The following is a 15763-nucleotide window of genomic DNA, read 5'->3' on the forward strand; positions in this document are numbered from 1 at the left end:
AGTCCACGATGTATCGCACGATGCTGAAATCGAAGATCCACCGGGCCACGGTGACCCAGGCCGACCTGCACTACGTGGGTTCGGTCACGGTCGACGAGGACCTCATGGAGGCCGCCGATCTGCTCGAGGGCGAGCAGGTGTCCATTGTGGACGTCACCAACGGCGCGCGGCTGGAAACCTACGTCATCACCGGCGAGCGCGGCAGCGGCGTGCTCGGCATCAACGGAGCCGCCGCGCATCTGGTGCACCCGGGCGACCTCGTGATCCTGATCGCCTACGGGCAGATGGACGACGCCGAGGCGCGCGCCTACCGGCCGCGAGTGATCTTTGTGGACGATTACAACCGGATCGTCGAGCGCGGGCACGACCCCGCGCACGCACCGGACGGATCGGGTCTGCTGAGCGGCACGGTCACCCTGCCCGAAGAGGACACGATGACCTTCCCGGTGGCCGAAACCGCGGACGCGCGCCGGCTCGACGCGTTGCTGCACGCCGAAAACTGACCTTTCCCGGCGGCGGTCGCGAGCCGCAGTAAGGAAGACCTCGTTGCTGCTCACTGTCGACGTCGGCAACACCAACATCGTGCTCGGCCTCTACCAAGGCGCCGAGCTGGTCGGTGATTGGCGGATGCGCACCGACGCGCGGATGACCGCGGACGAACTCGCGCTCACGGTGCGCGGGCTGCTCGGCCCGCACGCCGACGCGGTCACCGGGATCAGCGCACTGTCCACAGTGCCCGCGGTGCTGCGCGAATTGCGGGTGATGCTCGGCCGCTATTACGCGCGGGTGCCGAAGATCGTGGTCGAGCCCGGCGTGCGCACCGGGGTCGCGCTGCTGGTGGACAATCCGAAGGAAGTCGGCGCGGACCGGCTCGTGAACACCCTTGCCGCGCACCATTTGCACGCCACGGCGTGCGTGGTGGTCGATTTCGGCACGTCTACAAATGTCGACGCGATCTCGGCCCGGGGCGAATTCCTCGGCGGGGCGTTCGCCCCGGGCATCGAGATCTCGGTGGACGCGCTCGCCGCCCGCGCGGCCGCGCTGCGGAAGGTGGAACTCGTCCCGCCGCGTTCGGTGATCGGCAAGAACACCGTGGAATGCCTGCAGTCCGGTATTCTGTACGGCTTCGCGGGCCAGGTCGACGGGCTCGTCCGGCGGATCGTGCGGGAATTGCAGGCCGACAGCTCGGATCCGGTGACGGTGATCGCCACCGGCGGGCTCGCCCCGTTGGTGCTGGGCGAATCCGAGACGATCAAGGAGCACGTGCCGGACCTGACGCTGCTCGGCCTGCGGCTGGTGTACGAACGGAATGTGCGTTAGCCGACCTGCTCGGCGAGGTAATCCTCGAAAGTGCGGACGCCGGTGTCCGCGTCGAGGTTGAGATTGCCGTCCGCGCGATAGACCTTTCCCGCCGCACCGGGAACGCGCATGGGCATTTTCATCCGCCGCCGTCCGCGAGCCTGCAAGTACTTGTCGACCAGCTCGCCCATGGCGTACACCTTGGGGCCAGCCAAATCCCGTACCCGACCGGCCGGTTCGCCGAGCGCCAGCCGCGCGATCCGCTCGGCCACGTCGCGGGCGTCGACCGGCTGGAAATTGACCCCGGGCACCGGCACGATCGGCAGTTTCGCCACGGCCTGCACGGCATTGAGGCAGAAGCCGTGGAACTGGGCCGCGCGCAGGATGGTCGAGGGCACTTCCGCCGCGGCGACGAGGTTTTCGGCTTCGTGCTTGCGGCGGAAATAGCCGAGCGGCACCGCGTCCGCGGCGATCACCGAAATGAAAACCAGATGGCCGACTCCGGCGCGCTCGGCGGCCCGGACAAGATTCGCCGTCGCCACGTCGTCGCCCTTCGGGCCGCCTGCCAGGTGCACGACCACGTCAGCGCCGTCGACTGCCGGGGCCAGGCCTTCGCCGGTCATCAGGTCGCAGGCGAACCGGTCGGGGCCGTTCGCGTTCCGGCTGAGGACACGCACCTTGGCATCGCCGAGAGCGGGAACGACCAGCTTGCCGAGGGTTCCGGTGCCGCCGGTGACCAAGATCGTCGTCATGACAATTCCTTCCGGGTAAAGTGCCGCGAGGTCGGGCACTGGGGGTGTCCTACTGGGATGAACCCGCCCGTGGCAGGAATGTGACAGCGCGGCCTCCGGCCGCTCCGTTGAGGGCGGCGGTGGGGCGGGGAGGGGTGACAAGTGGATGACCGAGACCTGCTCGCGGTCCGATTCGAGGAAGAGCGTCCACGACTTCGCGGGGTCGCTTACCGCATGCTCGGCTCGCTCGCCGAGGCCGACGACGCGGTGCAGGAAGCCTGGTTGCGCGCGGACGGCGCGGACATTTCCGAAGTGCGGAATCTGCCCGCGTGGCTCACCACTGTGGTGGCGCGGGTGTGCCTGAACCTGTTGCGCACGCGCGAACGCCGCCGCGAGGATTCGCTGGACGCGTTCCCGCTCGACCGCGGAGACGACGGCGCGGATCTCGCCGAAGAAGCCCAGCTGGCCGATTCCGTCGGGCTGGCGATGCTGGTAGTGCTCGACGTCCTGGGCCCGGCCGAGCGGATCGCGTTCGTGCTGCACGACATGTTCGCCGTGCCTTTCGAGGACGTCGCGCAGATCCTCGACCGCAGCCCGGCTGCGGTCCGGCAGCTGGCCAGCCGGGCCCGTCGCCGGGTGCGTGGCGGAGAAGCCGGGCCGGCCGATGCGAGCAAACGGCGCGGGGTTGTCGAGGCTTATTTGGCCGCTGCTCGCGAGGGAGACTTCGCGGGACTGTTGAAAGTGCTGGATCCAGACGTCGTGCTGCACTCGGACACCGGCGCGGCACCGGTGGTGCTGCGCGGTGTCCGAGCCGTCAGCAAGGGCGCGCTGCTCGCTTCGGAAGTCGCGCGCAGTACGCAGGTCGCGTTGGTCGACGGCGGCCCCGGCCTGGTGCTCGCCCCGCGCGGCCGGCTCGCCGTGGTCCTCAAGTTCGTTTTCGACGGCGACCTGATCACCGGGATCGACGTGATTTCCGCGCCGGAGCGGCTGCGCGGGCTGGAGATCGCGCTCGGATGAAGATCAGTGGAACAATTTCAGCCCGACGACCCCGGCGACAATCAGCACGAGACAGGTGATCCGGCCGACGGTGAGCGGATCGTTCATCGCGACGATCCCGTATACCGCGGTCCCCACCGCGCCGATGCCGACCCACACCGCGTATCCGGTGCCGAGCGGAATTTCGCGCAAGGAATACGCGAGACCGGACATGCTGAGCAGCAGCGCGCCGCCGAACAGCACGCTCGGCCAGAGCTTGCTGAAGCCTTTCGAGGCGCCGAGCGCCGCGGCCCACACGGTTTCGAGAAATCCGGAAACGACAAGAACGAGCCAGGCCATGATCAAGAACCTTTCGCAGTGACGGATGCGTGCACTGCGCCGTCTTGTCGTGACCGGGTACGACGCGCTCGTCCGGGGCGGAACACCGCCACTTCCGAAATTAGCACCGAACGGACCCGCCGAGGTGGTGATTTCGGTCGCCGCTTCAGCTCCGCCGAGCCCGCAGAACCGTGGTGACCAGCGGGTAATCGAATTCGCCGGTTCCGGCCTCCGGAACAGTTTCCAGGTACGCCCTGGCTTGCGCGAGCAGCCGGTCGCGCTCGTCGGGGGAGGCGATCAGCAGATGCGAATGCGTGGCCACGGTCGCCAGCAGCGAGTCGATCGAGCGCCGGTGCGCGTGGGCGAACCGGTCCCGTTCGAACGGGCCGAAGCCGTCCACGCACAGCGGTTGCTCGGAGCCGGCGAACCCGCGGCTGACGTCGGTCCGGATCAGCCGGGCGAATTCGCGCGCCCACGGCACGGATTCGTCGTCGTGATTCCACAGCGCCACCACGGCACCGCCCGGCCGCAGGACCCGGCGGATCTGCGCGAACGCCGCCGCTAAATCGAACCAGTGCATGGCCTGGCCGACGAACACCGCGTCGGCCGATTCGTCCGGCAGCGGGATGTCCTCGGCCTTGCCCAGCAGCGCGGGAACGTCCGGAAGCCGCCTGGACAGTTCGGCGAGCATGCCTGGATCGGGTTCCACCGCGGTCACCGAACGGCCGAGATCGACGAGTCCCTCGGTGAGTTTTCCGGTGCCCGCCGCGAGGTCCAGCACGTCGCGGACCGGCCGGTTCGCTCCGGACATACCCCATTCGAGTGCCGCTCGAGGATAGTCCGGCCGGTGCCGGGCGTAGGCGCTCGCCTGGTCCCCGAACGAAGAAGCCCGCCGGGCGTGCAGTTCCGCATCAGTGCCGGGATCGCTCACGAGTAACCACCCTAATACCGTGAGTGCCCCGGAAGGGGAATCCGGTTGACGCGGTTCACCAGCGGCTTCGTACGCTATGGCCATGACCGAATTCCCCGCGTCCGACGCACTGCCCGATGACGACCTGCCCGAACAGATGCGGGTGCGCCGGGACAAGCGCGACCGGATAATCGCGGAGGGCGCCGATCCTTACCCGGTAGAGGTTCCGCGTACGCACACTCTCGCGCAGATCCGTGCCGAACATTCCGGTCTCGAAGCCGACACCAGCACCGGTCAGTCGGTCGGCGTCACCGGTCGCGTCATGTTTCTCCGCAATACGGGCAAACTGTGTTTCGCCACTCTTCGTGAGGGCGACGGCACGGAACTGCAGGCGATGCTGAGTCTCGCGCAGGTCGGGCCCGAGTCTCTCGCCTCGTGGAAGTCCGATGTCGATCTCGGCGACCACGTATTCGTGCACGGCGAGGTGATCACCTCGAAGCGCGGCGAGCTTTCCGTGCTGGCCGACAGCTGGCAGATGGCGGCGAAGTCGCTGCGCCCGCTGCCGGTGGCGTTCAAGGAGCTGGCGGAGGAAACGCGAATCCGCCAGCGTTATGTCGATCTGATTATGCGACCGAAGGCGCGCGACGTGGTGCGCACGCGCGCCGGCGTGATGCGTTCGCTGCGGGAGTCGTTCCACCGCCGGGGATTCACCGAGGTCGAGACGCCGATGCTGCAGACGCTGCACGGCGGCGCCGCGGCCCGGCCGTTCGTCACGCATTCCAATGCCTTCGACCTCGAGCTGTTCCTGCGCATCGCGCCGGAGCTGTACCTCAAGCGCTGTGTGGTCGGCGGGATCGAGAAGGTTTTCGAGATCAACCGGAACTTCCGCAACGAGGGCAGCGACTCCTCGCACTCGCCGGAGTTCGCGATGCTCGAGTACTACGAGGCGTACGCCACTTACGACACGAATGCCGTGATGACCCGCGAACTCATCCAGGAGGCCGCGGAGAACGTGCTCGGCACCCAGGTGGTCACTCTCGCCGACGGAACCGAGTACGACCTTTCCGGCGAATGGACGACACTCGGCATGTACGAGTCGCTCTCGGAAGCGCTCGGCGAGGAAGTGACGCCGGATACTCCCGCCGAAGCACTGCACAAGATCGCCGCGGCGCGCGAGATCGAGGTGGATCCCAAGCTAGCGCACGGCAAACTCGTCGAAGAACTGTGGGAACATCTCGTCGGCGACGGACTGCACGCGCCCACATTTGTCCGGGATTTCCCGCTCGAGACCTCTCCGCTCACGCGGCAGCACCGCAGCCGCGAGGGCGTGGCCGAGAAGTGGGACCTGTACGTGCGCGGTTTCGAACTCGCGACCGGATACTCCGAGCTGGTGGATCCGGTGGTGGAACGGCAGCGGCTCACCGAACAGGCGCGGCTCGGGGCCGCCGGGGATAGCGAGGCGATGCGTCTCGACGAGGATTTCCTCCGCGCGCTCGAGTACGGAATGCCGCCGAGCGGCGGGGTCGGAATGGGGATCGACCGGCTGCTCATGGCTCTGACCGGGCTCGGTATCCGGGAGACGATCCTCTTCCCGCTCGTGCGACCTGAATAGGACACCGTTCGCCGCACCGGTCGAGATTTTCTCAATGCGGATTTGCCTACGGCCGGACAAGCGGGTATTAATATGGGTGTCAAAGACTTCTGTAGCTCGGGGCTTGCCCCGAAACCAGATCATGTAGCCAGATCATTCGGGTAAGCCCCGCAGGAGGAATCAGATGGCACAGAAGGTGCTTGTCTCTCTGGTCGACGACCTCGACGGCAGTGAGGCGGAAGAGACCGTTGAGTTCGGTTTGGACGGTGTGAGCTACCAGATCGACCTGTCGGGCGAAAACGCCGAGGAGTTGCGGGACGCGCTGGCGCAGTATGTCGAGCACGCCCGCCGGGCCGGCGGCCGCAAGCGCGCGCCGCTGCGTCCGGTCGCCGGCGGCAAGTCCCCGGCCCGCCCGGCCGCGGTCGACCGCGAGCAGAACCAGGCGATTCGCGCCTGGGCCCGCAAGAACGGTTTCCAGGTTTCCGACCGCGGGCGCATCCCGTCGGAGGTCGTCGAGGCTTACCACAAGAAGAACTGACCGGGCATTTCCGGAACTCGCGGATGCGGTCCTCCGGTTAGCGAACCGGGAGAACGCACCGCGGCGGAGACGGGGGTGTCTTCGCACTCTGCACGCCAAACGGCCGTCGGGAACATTCCCGGCGGCCGTTTGGCGTTCGGTATTAGTTTCCCGGCTTTGCGCCGTCCGGCGTGCACGAGATCAGCCGGCGGGCGGAACGGGCGTACTCCGCGGGAGGGGCTCCGGTCACCGCGCGGAAATCGCGGATGAAGTGAGGTTGGTCGCTATAGCCCAGCCGAGTCGCCAGATCCGCGTAATCCGGAGCGGCCGGTGCGGCCAGTAACCGGGCGGCTTCGTTCAGGCGGTAAATCCGGATCGCCCACTTCGGCGTTGTTCCGACGTGTTCGGCGAACAACCGCTGCACGGCCCGGACCGACAGCCCGAGTGCCGCCGCCAGTTCCGCGACCCTGGTGATCTCGGGATCCGCGGCGATTGTTTCCACCGCCGCGGCGGCCACCCGGGCGCCCGGGAGAATGGGACGACGGCGTGCGATCAGCAAGTTGTCGATTGCAGTGATCATTTCCGCGTCCGTTTCCGCATTCCGGACGGCTTTTTCAGCGACCGCGGCTTCGCGCCCGAAGATCGCGGCGACGTCCTCGGCGCGATCGGCGAGGGTGCGCACCGGGGCGTCGAGGAACGGGCGGAAACATCCGGGCCGGATCCTGGCCCCGATCCCGTGCACGCGTCCGCTGAGCCGATGCGTGAAAAGCTGGTGCGCCGGACCGTAAACGCCGCACGCGCCGGGGAAGAACGTCACGTGCACCGACAGATTCGGAAGCACGTGCTGTTCATGCGGTTCGGTCAGGTCCCAGCGCAGTATCCAGTGGTGTTCCACGAAATCGCGCAGTTCCGGGGCGGGCGGATGCCGGGTGATGGTGAACTTGGTGCGAGCCGTCGCCTCGTTCAGGATGCCGCTCGGGATCCGCCGCATGGTTGAAACGCTAGTGCGTCGCGTAATTTCAAGACGGCCGCCGCGCCAGCGTGGTTGGCTCGGGCGCATGTCGAATCACTCCGGACTGCTCGCCCCGGCCGCCGCCGAACTGCGGCGCGTCGCGGCCGCCGCCCCGTCGCTGACCGCGCCCACCGCATGTGCGGACTACGACGTTCGCGGCCTTCTCAACCACCTTTTCTACTGGGGCCCGTGGCTCGCTGCCGCTATCCGGCACGAGCCTTACGAACCGCCCGCGCCGAGCGAAGCCGAAGCGTCGCTCGTCGGCGACGATTGGCCGAAGGCGCTCGAAGCGTTGACCGACGACGTGGTCGCGGCGCTCACTCCGCCGGAGGCGTGGACCGGCACCATCGCCTTCGGCGGATCCGAACTGCCCGCCGCGGTCGTCGGGGACATGGTGCTCGGCGAATTCGTCGTGCACGCCTGGGATCTCACGCGGGCGAGCGGCGTGGAGCTGAACTGTCCGGACGAAGCCGCTGAAGTGATTCTCGCGTTCGCGGCCGGAATGGGCGAGGAGGCCCGCAAGGGCGGCGTTTTCGGACCCGAAGTCGCGGTGCCGGAAACCGCGCCGGTGCTGCACCGGGCGCTGGGCGCGACGGGCCGGGACCCGTACGCCTGATATTTCACTCGATGGAGATCAACGAGGGCAGATTCGCGGACAGCTTTCGCACTCCGCTTCTCCGGGCAGGAGATAGGAGAAGCAGCAGCTCTCCCGCCGGCGTTCCCAAGCCCGGCGACCGTCCTCGTTGATCCCCATGCGCAAGGTGGACGCCGAGGTCAGCGGGCGGTACTGCGCGTCGAGCACCAATGCCGCGTCCGCGACGCCAGCGCCTTCGGCCTCGGCTGTCCCGCCTTGTTTGCCAACCCGCCACAGCGCGCCGTCCAGGGCGTCTGTGGCGGCCGCCCAGAGCATGCGGCGGCCGAGCCGGGTGCCGGGGGCGTAGGCGCGGACGAAGCGGGCAGCGTGGCCGACGAACTGCGCGCGCAGCACCGCGGCCAACGCGCGTTCGTCGCGCACGACAGTGGCCTCAGGGCGGACGCTGCCCGGGTCTGTCGGCAGGCAGTAGAAGGTGTCGCTGAGGATGGCCATGCCCTCCGGATGCGGCCGGTCGGGGCCGAGGCCGAACGCGAGCTGCTCCGGCTTCAGCGACGGCACGCGACGCTCGTGGTGCAGCAGCAGCGCGCCCACGTACGCGGGGACGTACAGGTACCAAGACATCACGTAGCTGGCTGCTGTCCGCGCTGGTGCGGTGCCGTGCTGGTCGAGGAGCCAGTCGGTCAGCCGGGAGCGCCATTCGGCGAACAGCGCGGGCTGTTCCAGGAGGTCAGCGCAGCGAAACCAGCCCTCGGGGACGTCGCGGCGCAGGTCGTGCCGGGCGCTGGCGCGCAGCAGGGAGGACGCGAGCCCGTCGCCGATCTCGCGGGCGTCGTCGCGCGAGCGCTGCGGGTTCACCCGGCTCACCCCCGTCCTGATCTTGATTAGGCGTGCCTAACCTTACATACGGAGCGGGATTGCGCCAATCGGGTGGCCACAGGGTGAGACCACCCGGACGCGCGGGGGTGTTCGCGCTGAGCGGACAGGGGTGCCCGGGCGGAATCCTGATCCGGTCCCGTACGTTCGAGAGGGAGTAAAGGTGCAGCGCAACCGGATGAACAGCGGTGACCGACCGGGTCGCCGTCCGGGTGCGAACGGGCCGCTGGAAGCCGTAGTGGTACGCAAGCGCGACCGCTTGGCTACTAGAGTGGTCTCACGGTGCTGTCCGCCGTGGACGCGATCCACGGAGGTTACGGGCCGCCGACGCAGCAGTCGAGGGAGTGCGCATGTTTGAGAGGTTCACCGACCGCGCGAGGCGGGTGGTCGTCCTGGCCCAAGAAGAGGCCCGGATGCTCAACCACAACTACATCGGCACCGAGCACATCCTCCTGGGTCTGATCCACGAGGGTGAGGGTGTCGCCGCCAAGGCGCTGGAGTCGCTGGGCATCGCCCTCGAGGGCGTGCGCCAGCAGGTCGAGGAGATCATCGGCCAGGGCCAGCAGGCGCCGAGCGGGCACATCCCGTTCACGCCGCGGGCGAAGAAGGTGCTGGAGCTGTCGCTGCGCGAGGCGCTGCAGCTCGGCCACAACTACATCGGCACGGAGCACATCCTGCTCGGCCTGATCCGCGAGGGCGAGGGCGTCGCCGCCCAGGTGCTCGTGAAGCTGGGCGCGGACCTCAACCGGGTCCGCCAGCAGGTGCTGCAGCTCCTGTCGGGCTACCAGACCGGCGAGAAGTCCACCGAGAGCGGCTCCGGCCGCGGCGAGGGCACGCCGTCCTCCTCGCTGGTGCTCGACCAGTTCGGCCGCAACATGACCGTGCTCGCCCGCGAGGGCAAGCTCGACCCGGTCATCGGGCGCGGCAAGGAGATCGAGCGGGTCATGCAGGTGCTGTCCCGCCGGACCAAGAACAACCCGGTGCTCATCGGCGAGCCGGGCGTCGGCAAGACCGCCGTCGTCGAGGGCCTTGCCCAGAGCATCGTCAAGGGCGAGGTGCCCGAGACGCTCAAGGACAAGCAGCTCTACACCCTCGACCTGGGCTCGCTGGTCGCGGGCTCGCGCTACCGCGGTGACTTCGAAGAGCGCCTGAAGAAGGTGCTCAAGGAGATCAAGACCCGCGGCGACATCATCCTGTTCATCGACGAGCTGCACACGCTCGTCGGCGCGGGCGCGGCCGAGGGCGCGATCGACGCGGCGTCGATCCTGAAGCCGATGCTGGCCCGCGGCGAGCTGCAGACGATCGGCGCGACCACGCTCGAGGAGTACCGCAAGTACATCGAGAAGGACGCCGCGCTGGAGCGCCGCTTCCAGCCGATCCAGGTGGGCGAGCCGTCGCTCGAGCACACGATCGAGATCCTCAAGGGCCTGCGCGACCGGTACGAGGCGCACCACCGCGTCTCGATCACCGACTCGGCGCTGGTCGCGGCCGCCACGCTGGCCGACCGCTACATCAACGACCGGTTCCTGCCGGACAAGGCGATCGACCTGATCGACGAGGCCGGTGCCCGGATGCGCATCCGCCGGATGACCGCTCCGCCGGACCTGCGCGAGTTCGACGAGAAGATCGCCGACGTCCGCCGGGACAAGGAGTCCGCGATCGACGCGCAGGACTTCGAGCGGGCCGCGCGCCTTCGCGACGAGGAGAAGCAGCTCCTCGGCCAGAAGGGCGAGCGCGAGAAGCAGTGGAAGGACGGCGACCTCGACGTCGTCGCCGAGGTGGACGACGAGCAGATCGCGGAGGTGCTGGCCAACTGGACCGGCATCCCGGTGTTCAAGCTCACCGAGGAGGAGACCACCCGGCTGCTGCGCATGGAGGACGAGCTCCACAAGCGCATCATCGGCCAGGAGGACGCGGTCAAGGCCGTCTCCCAGGCGATCCGCCGTACGCGTGCGGGTCTGAAGGATCCGAAGCGCCCGTCCGGTTCGTTCATCTTCGCCGGCCCGTCCGGTGTCGGTAAGACCGAGCTGTCGAAGGCGCTGGCGTCCTTCCTGTTCGGCGAGGACGACGCGCTCATCCAGATCGACATGGGCGAGTTCCACGACCGCTACACCGCTTCGCGGCTCTTCGGTGCCCCTCCGGGCTACGTCGGCTACGAAGAGGGCGGGCAGCTGACCGAGAAGGTGCGGCGCAAGCCGTTCTCGGTGGTGCTTTTCGACGAGATCGAAAAGGCGCACCAGGAGATCTACAACACCCTCCTGCAGGTGCTCGAAGACGGCCGCCTCACCGACGGCCAGGGCCGTACGGTCGACTTCAAGAACACCGTGCTGATCTTCACCTCGAACCTGGGCACCTCGGACATCTCGAAGTCCGTGAGCCTCGGCTTCTCCTCCGGAGCGGATTCGACGAACCGCTACGAGAAGATGAAGCAGAAGGTCAACGAGGAAATGAAGAAGCATTTCCGCCCGGAGTTCCTGAACCGGATCGACGACATCATCGTCTTCCACCAGCTCAACCAGGAACAGATCATCCAGATGGTGGACCTGATGATCGGCCGGGTCGAGACGCAGCTCAAGGCCAAGGACATGGAGATCGAGCTCACCGAAAAGGCGAAGGCGCTGCTGGCCAAGCGCGGCTTCGACCCGGTGCTCGGCGCCCGGCCGCTGCGTCGCACGATCCAGCGCGAGATCGAGGACCAGCTGTCGGAGAAGATCCTCTTCGGCGAGGTCGAAGCGGGTCAGATCATCGTGGTCGACGTCGAAGGCTGGAGCGGCAACCCCGAGGACCGCGACGACGAGGCGCACTTCACCTTCCGCGGTGAGAAGCGTCCGTCCTCGGTCCCCGACGCCCCGCCGGTGAGCATCGGCGCCGCGGAAAACGGCGAGTCCGAGAACGAGTGAAGTAGCTAGAGAAAAAGGGCGGCTCCCAGCTTTGGGGGCCGCCCTTTTCTCTATTGTCGGGTGATGGGGTCTTCTAGGATTTCGCAGCACGCCGCGGCGAGCACCGCGCTTTTGCTCCTGAGCGACCGCCAGCTCACCGAGCGGCTGGAGGCAGCTGAAGTCCTGTCCGAGGGAATCGGCGGCACTGGCGCCCGGCTGGACGTAGACGGGGTCCCGGTGTTCGCGAAGCGGGTGCCGCTTACCGCGCTGGAGCGGCAGCATCCGCATTCCACCGCCAATCTGTATGGCCTGCCTGCCTTTTGCCATTACGGCCTTGGTTCGCCGGAGGGCTCGGCTTGGCGGGAGCTGGCGCTGCACGTGATGGCCAACGGGTGGGTCCTGAGCGGTCAGTGCGAGAACTTCCCTTTGCTGCACCACTGGCGAGTGCTGCCGGTCCTCTCGGGACGGGTGCCGGATCGCCCGATGGAAGAGGATGTGGAGTACTGGGGCGGTTCTTCCGCGGTCCGGCGTCGGCTCACGGAGCTGCGGGATGCTTCGTCGAGCGTTGTGCTGTTCTGCGAGTATTTCCCGACTAATGTGCATCGATGGTTGCCGGGGCATCTGGATCAGGCTGAACGTGTTGCGGCACAGGTCAGTGAGACGCTCTCGTTCCTTCGTGCGCAGGGAGTTCTGCACTTCGACAACCACTTCGAGAACTTCCTGACCGATGGCGATCGGTTTGTGCTGACTGATTTTGGTCTGGCATTCGCGCGTCGGTTCGACCTGAGTGAGGCGGAGTTGGCGTTCGCGGATCTGAATGCGGAGCATGACCGGGCTTATGGGTCGATGTATTTGGTGAACTGGCTGGTGACCGAGGTTCACGGGACCTGGGACCGAGCCAGCCGCCTCGCTGCGGTGCGTCGGGCGGCTGCTGGGGAGTTGGCGTTGCCTTCGCCGATCGCCGAGGTGGTGGCGCGACATGCTTCGGTGGCGGTGGAGATGAACGACTTTTACACGCGGCTTCAGGAGGACCGGAAGACGCGTTTTCCGGCGGAGCTTTTCGCTGGGTAGATCGCGGTTACTGGTCGAAGGCGATCTCGCGGCAGCGTTCGGCGATTCGCTCAGCGAAGGCGGGACAGTCGGATTTCACCAGTGCACCAGCGAAGTCCAGGTGTGTGCGACCAATCCCGGAGAAGTACCGGATCTGCCTGCGCAGTGTGGCGCGGACGAGCCGCGGCGACGAATCGTCGATGAGCAGGAAGAACTCGTCCGGGGTGTAGATCTCGTAATCGAGCGTGTCCCGTACTGCCGTCGGCAGGTCGGTGAACCCGTGGTCAAGGCTGACGACACAATCTATCGATCCGGCGATCGCGGCCGCGTGGATGTGCCGGTCGAACGGGTCAGTCAGCACGACGGCGTCCTGTCCGGATGGGTAATCGTCGATGCGGCCGTCCATCGTCTCGGCGATCGCGTCGCGGATTTTGGTGATTTCGGTTCCGGTGAGGCCGGGATTGCGGCGTCGGATGCTCTGGATGGTCTCGGCAAGAATGTCTTCCGTGTAGAAAACGTGGAACATGCTTGCGTTTCCCGTGTCCTTCAGCAGAAGCAGCCAGTCCCGGAGTGTTCTGGCGTGCAGGACGTTGGCATCGGGAAGCACGCGAGTTGGCATCGCACCACGATACGAGGACGGAAGTTCCGCGGTGCGGCCTCCTGTTCGATTCTGACTATTCGATGCCGAGCCGGTCTTCGATCGCGAGCAATTCGTTCAACGCGTCTCGTTGTTTGCGCAGTCGTTCCCGGCGGAAGGCGAGGACGTCGTCGCGGCGGAGTTTGGTGTGGCTGCCGGTTCGGGTGCTGGGCAGGTCGCCGGCGCGGACGTGTTTCATCAGCGTGGTCCGGGAGATTCCGAGCAACTCCGCGGCCACCGTCGTGGTGATGATTTCCGGCATCGCGCCGACGGTCACCGTTCCGCCTTCGGCGACGACGGCGATGATCTGGCGCAGCAGGTCGCGGATCTCGCCGCCCAGTTCGACGCCGTCCAGCGTGACCTGGCTGCCTGCTTCGGCGATCAGTTCCGCGGCGGCGTGGGCCTCTTGCTGTGCGCGCGGGGTCGCGAACAGCGACTCTCGTGCGGTGGTGGTCGGCGTCATGGTCTCTCCGCTTCACGGCTGTTGACGTACTCAAGTGTGCCCCAGTGTCACTTGCCCTGGCAAGTAGGTTTCAGTTATATCTGTCACCTAGGTCCGTGAGACGATGCCGTGGGGTTTTGGGGAGGGGAACTGCGTGGACGTCCTGTCGATCGACTTCGGTACTTCCAGCACGGTTGGCGTCTTGGCTGCCTTCGGCCGCGGTCCGCGGGCCATTGAGGTCGACGGGTCGGTCACCATGTCTTCCGCGGTGTACGCGGAGGAGGACGGGCGGCTCGTCGTCGGGCAGGATGCGGAGCGGCGGGCTCGGCTGGATCCCAGCCGGTTCGAGCCGTATCCCAAGCGGCGGATTGACGACGGCGAGTTGTTGCTCGGCGATCGCGTGGTGCCAGTCGTCGATGCCTTCGCGGCGGTGTTGCGCAGGATGGGCGAGGAGGCCGAGCGGCAGCTTTCCGGGGTTCCGGACGAGGTGCGGTTGTCGCATCCGGCGGGATGGGGCGCGCAGCGGCAGCAGACTTTGCGGGCGGCGGCGGGGAAGGCCGGGTTCGTTCAGGTGCGGCTAGTTCCGGAACCGGTCGCGGCGGCGGCGCATTACGCGACTCTGCGCGAAACAGGCGCTCCTAACGGGCCGATCGCGGTGTACGACCTCGGCGCGGGCACCTTCGACTGTGCGGTCGTCGGTGCGGGTACCGCGGTGCTGGCGGAGGACGGGTTGCCGGATCTCGGCAGTCTCGACATCGACCAAGCACTGTTGGTACACATTGGACGGTCGGTGTCGCACGCGGATCCGGCGCAGTGGCAGCGGCTTCTCCGGCCGCAGACGACCAGCGACCGCCGGATGCGGCGCGTGTTGCTCCAGGACGTCCGCGACGCCAAGGAAAGTCTTTCCCGGCACGCGCACACCGAGGTGCCGATGCCGGATCCGTTCGGCGACGTTCTCGTCACCCGGGCCGAATTGGAAGCGTTGGTGCGGCCGAATCTGTTGCGCAGCGCCGAAATGCTCGCGGCGACGATCGCGCGGGCCGGGCTTTCTCCGGATCGGCTCGGCGGCGTGTATCTCGTCGGCGGGCCCAGCCGGATGCCGTTGCTGGCTTCGTTGGTCGGGTCGACGCTCGGGGTGGTGCCTACTACTGAGGACCAGCCGGAGACGGCGGTCGCTTTCGGGTTGCATCATGTGCCGGTGGACGAGCGTCCGGCAGCCCCAATGCCAGCCCCGGCACCGGCATCCTGGCCACCCGTCCAGCAACAGCCCCGCCCAATGCAGCCCGCCTTGAACCAGCGGCCACCCATGCCCCCGCCCGGCTGGCAGCAACCACAAAAGAAATCCCGCAAACCCCTCGTCATCGGCGCGATCGCCCTGGCGGTCCTCGTAGTCGCGGGAATCGTGACCGCTGTCCTCGCCAACCGGGACGACAAACCCGTGGCGAATCAACCGTCGAACACAGCAACCTGCGCCGGTTCACAGCCAGCGCTCCCGGGCGAAAACGGCCTCACCAAGTGCATGCGCCGTCTGTCCGGTCCGACCATTCAAACCCGCGCCACCTGCTCGGACGACCCGGAACTGGCGAAAGCCCTCGGCGCACTTCGCACCGCGCTGTGCCGTTTCCCGGACAAGACCACGGTGGCGTTCCACGAAGGACTCACCCTCGCCCAGGTCGAGCCGGGAGCGCGCAAGGACATGACCGGTCGCGTCGAGACCGACACTTGGCGCACCCGCACCGGGCTGAGCGGCCGGTACGTCGCGGGCGTCGGACCGAAGCTGGGCCTGCTGATCTATCAGGCCGACGGCATCCCCGTGGTCGGCACGGTGATGGACACCAGCGTGTCGCACACGAGCCGCAGGCCGCAGGACCTGGTGCAGTACTTCCAGCAGACCGTGCAGCCCGGCGAGTAAG

Annotated in this window: 16 protein-coding genes and 1 riboswitch; of the genes, 9 read left to right on the top strand and 7 right to left on the bottom strand. The window is 67.3% G+C overall.

The genetic code is table 11. From position 1 onward, the window contains the following. Window positions 1-8: 8 nt before the first annotated feature. Entirely contained in the window at window positions 9-503 is a 495-nt protein-coding gene (gene panD / locus AB5I40_RS29955) for an aspartate 1-decarboxylase (RefSeq protein WP_009084286.1), read from the top strand. 43 nt (window positions 504-546) lie between these two features. Further along, entirely contained in the window at window positions 547-1320 is a 774-nt protein-coding gene (locus AB5I40_RS29960; protein ID WP_116200236.1) for a type III pantothenate kinase, read from the top strand. On the opposite strand, the gene AB5I40_RS29965 is transcribed toward AB5I40_RS29960, so the two are convergent. Next, window positions 1317-2051: an SDR family oxidoreductase gene (locus AB5I40_RS29965; protein WP_370933610.1), complete on the bottom strand. Its 735-nt coding sequence runs from the start codon at window positions 2049-2051 to the stop codon at window positions 1317-1319. The genes AB5I40_RS29960 and AB5I40_RS29965 overlap by 4 nt on opposite strands. A 141-nt stretch (window positions 2052-2192) precedes the next feature. Between AB5I40_RS29965 and AB5I40_RS29970 the strand changes: the two genes are divergently transcribed. Then, window positions 2193-3047, top strand: coding sequence for a sigma-70 family RNA polymerase sigma factor (locus AB5I40_RS29970; protein WP_370933611.1), 855 nt, complete (start codon window positions 2193-2195; stop codon window positions 3045-3047). Between the two features lie 3 nt (window positions 3048-3050). Here the strand turns inward: AB5I40_RS29970 and AB5I40_RS29975 are convergent, their stop codons facing one another. Together AB5I40_RS29975 and AB5I40_RS29980 are read right to left on the bottom strand one after the other, a co-directional pair. After that, the gene (locus tag AB5I40_RS29975) at window positions 3051-3365 is read right to left on the bottom strand and encodes a multidrug efflux SMR transporter (protein ID WP_067576886.1); all 315 of its coding nucleotides are present in this window, start codon (window positions 3363-3365) and stop codon (window positions 3051-3053) included. A 33-nt stretch (window positions 3366-3398) separates the two neighbouring features. Further along, a riboswitch (guanidine-III (ykkC-III) riboswitch) is annotated at window positions 3399-3460 on the bottom strand. Between the two features lie 50 nt (window positions 3461-3510). Beyond that, window positions 3511-4275: a class I SAM-dependent methyltransferase gene (locus tag AB5I40_RS29980; RefSeq protein ID WP_370933612.1), complete on the bottom strand. Its 765-nt coding sequence runs from the start codon at window positions 4273-4275 to the stop codon at window positions 3511-3513. An 82-nt stretch (window positions 4276-4357) separates the two neighbouring features. Here AB5I40_RS29980 and lysS point away from each other — a divergent pair, with 82 nt between their 5' ends. Together lysS and AB5I40_RS29990 are read left to right on the top strand one after the other, a co-directional pair. After that, entirely contained in the window at window positions 4358-5866 is a 1509-nt protein-coding gene (gene lysS / locus AB5I40_RS29985; protein WP_370933613.1) for a lysine--tRNA ligase, read from the top strand. A gap of 163 nt (window positions 5867-6029) precedes the next feature. Further along, window positions 6030-6383, top strand: coding sequence for an Lsr2 family protein (locus AB5I40_RS29990; RefSeq protein WP_009084272.1), 354 nt, complete (start codon window positions 6030-6032; stop codon window positions 6381-6383). Window positions 6384-6525: 142 nt separating this feature from the next. Here AB5I40_RS29990 and AB5I40_RS29995 read toward each other — a convergent pair whose 3' ends face one another. Beyond that, complete coding sequence (locus AB5I40_RS29995) at window positions 6526-7353, bottom strand: DUF6597 domain-containing transcriptional factor (protein ID WP_370933614.1); 828 nt, start codon at window positions 7351-7353, stop codon at window positions 6526-6528. 67 nt (window positions 7354-7420) lie between these two features. Here AB5I40_RS29995 and AB5I40_RS30000 point away from each other — a divergent pair, with 67 nt between their 5' ends. Beyond that, window positions 7421-7990, top strand: coding sequence for a TIGR03086 family metal-binding protein (locus AB5I40_RS30000; protein ID WP_370933615.1), 570 nt, complete (start codon window positions 7421-7423; stop codon window positions 7988-7990). An 18-nt stretch (window positions 7991-8008) separates the two neighbouring features. Here the strand turns inward: AB5I40_RS30000 and AB5I40_RS30005 are convergent, their stop codons facing one another. After that, window positions 8009-8824, bottom strand: coding sequence for a (2Fe-2S)-binding protein (locus AB5I40_RS30005; protein ID WP_370933616.1), 816 nt, complete (start codon window positions 8822-8824; stop codon window positions 8009-8011). Between the two features lie 368 nt (window positions 8825-9192). Here AB5I40_RS30005 and AB5I40_RS30010 point away from each other — a divergent pair, with 368 nt between their 5' ends. Together AB5I40_RS30010 and AB5I40_RS30015 are read left to right on the top strand one after the other, a co-directional pair. After that, window positions 9193-11742, top strand: a complete 2550-nt coding sequence (locus AB5I40_RS30010; RefSeq protein WP_370933617.1) for an ATP-dependent Clp protease ATP-binding subunit — start codon at window positions 9193-9195, stop codon at window positions 11740-11742. A 111-nt stretch (window positions 11743-11853) separates the two neighbouring features. After that, window positions 11854-12792: a hypothetical protein gene (locus AB5I40_RS30015; protein WP_370933618.1), complete on the top strand. Its 939-nt coding sequence runs from the start codon at window positions 11854-11856 to the stop codon at window positions 12790-12792. Window positions 12793-12799: 7 nt separating this feature from the next. On the opposite strand, the gene AB5I40_RS30020 is transcribed toward AB5I40_RS30015, so the two are convergent. Together AB5I40_RS30020 and AB5I40_RS30025 are read right to left on the bottom strand one after the other, a co-directional pair. Next, window positions 12800-13390, bottom strand: a complete 591-nt coding sequence (locus tag AB5I40_RS30020) for a PIN domain-containing protein (RefSeq protein ID WP_370933619.1) — start codon at window positions 13388-13390, stop codon at window positions 12800-12802. Between the two features lie 55 nt (window positions 13391-13445). Continuing rightward, window positions 13446-13871: a helix-turn-helix domain-containing protein gene (locus AB5I40_RS30025; protein WP_370933620.1), complete on the bottom strand. Its 426-nt coding sequence runs from the start codon at window positions 13869-13871 to the stop codon at window positions 13446-13448. Window positions 13872-14004: 133 nt separating this feature from the next. Between AB5I40_RS30025 and AB5I40_RS30030 the strand changes: the two genes are divergently transcribed. Further along, entirely contained in the window at window positions 14005-15762 is a 1758-nt protein-coding gene (locus AB5I40_RS30030) for an Hsp70 family protein (protein WP_370933621.1), read from the top strand. Window position 15763: the final 1 nt, after the last annotated feature.

Source organism: Amycolatopsis sp. cg13 (genome assembly GCF_041346965.1).
GTDB lineage: Bacteria > Actinomycetota > Actinomycetes > Mycobacteriales > Pseudonocardiaceae > Amycolatopsis.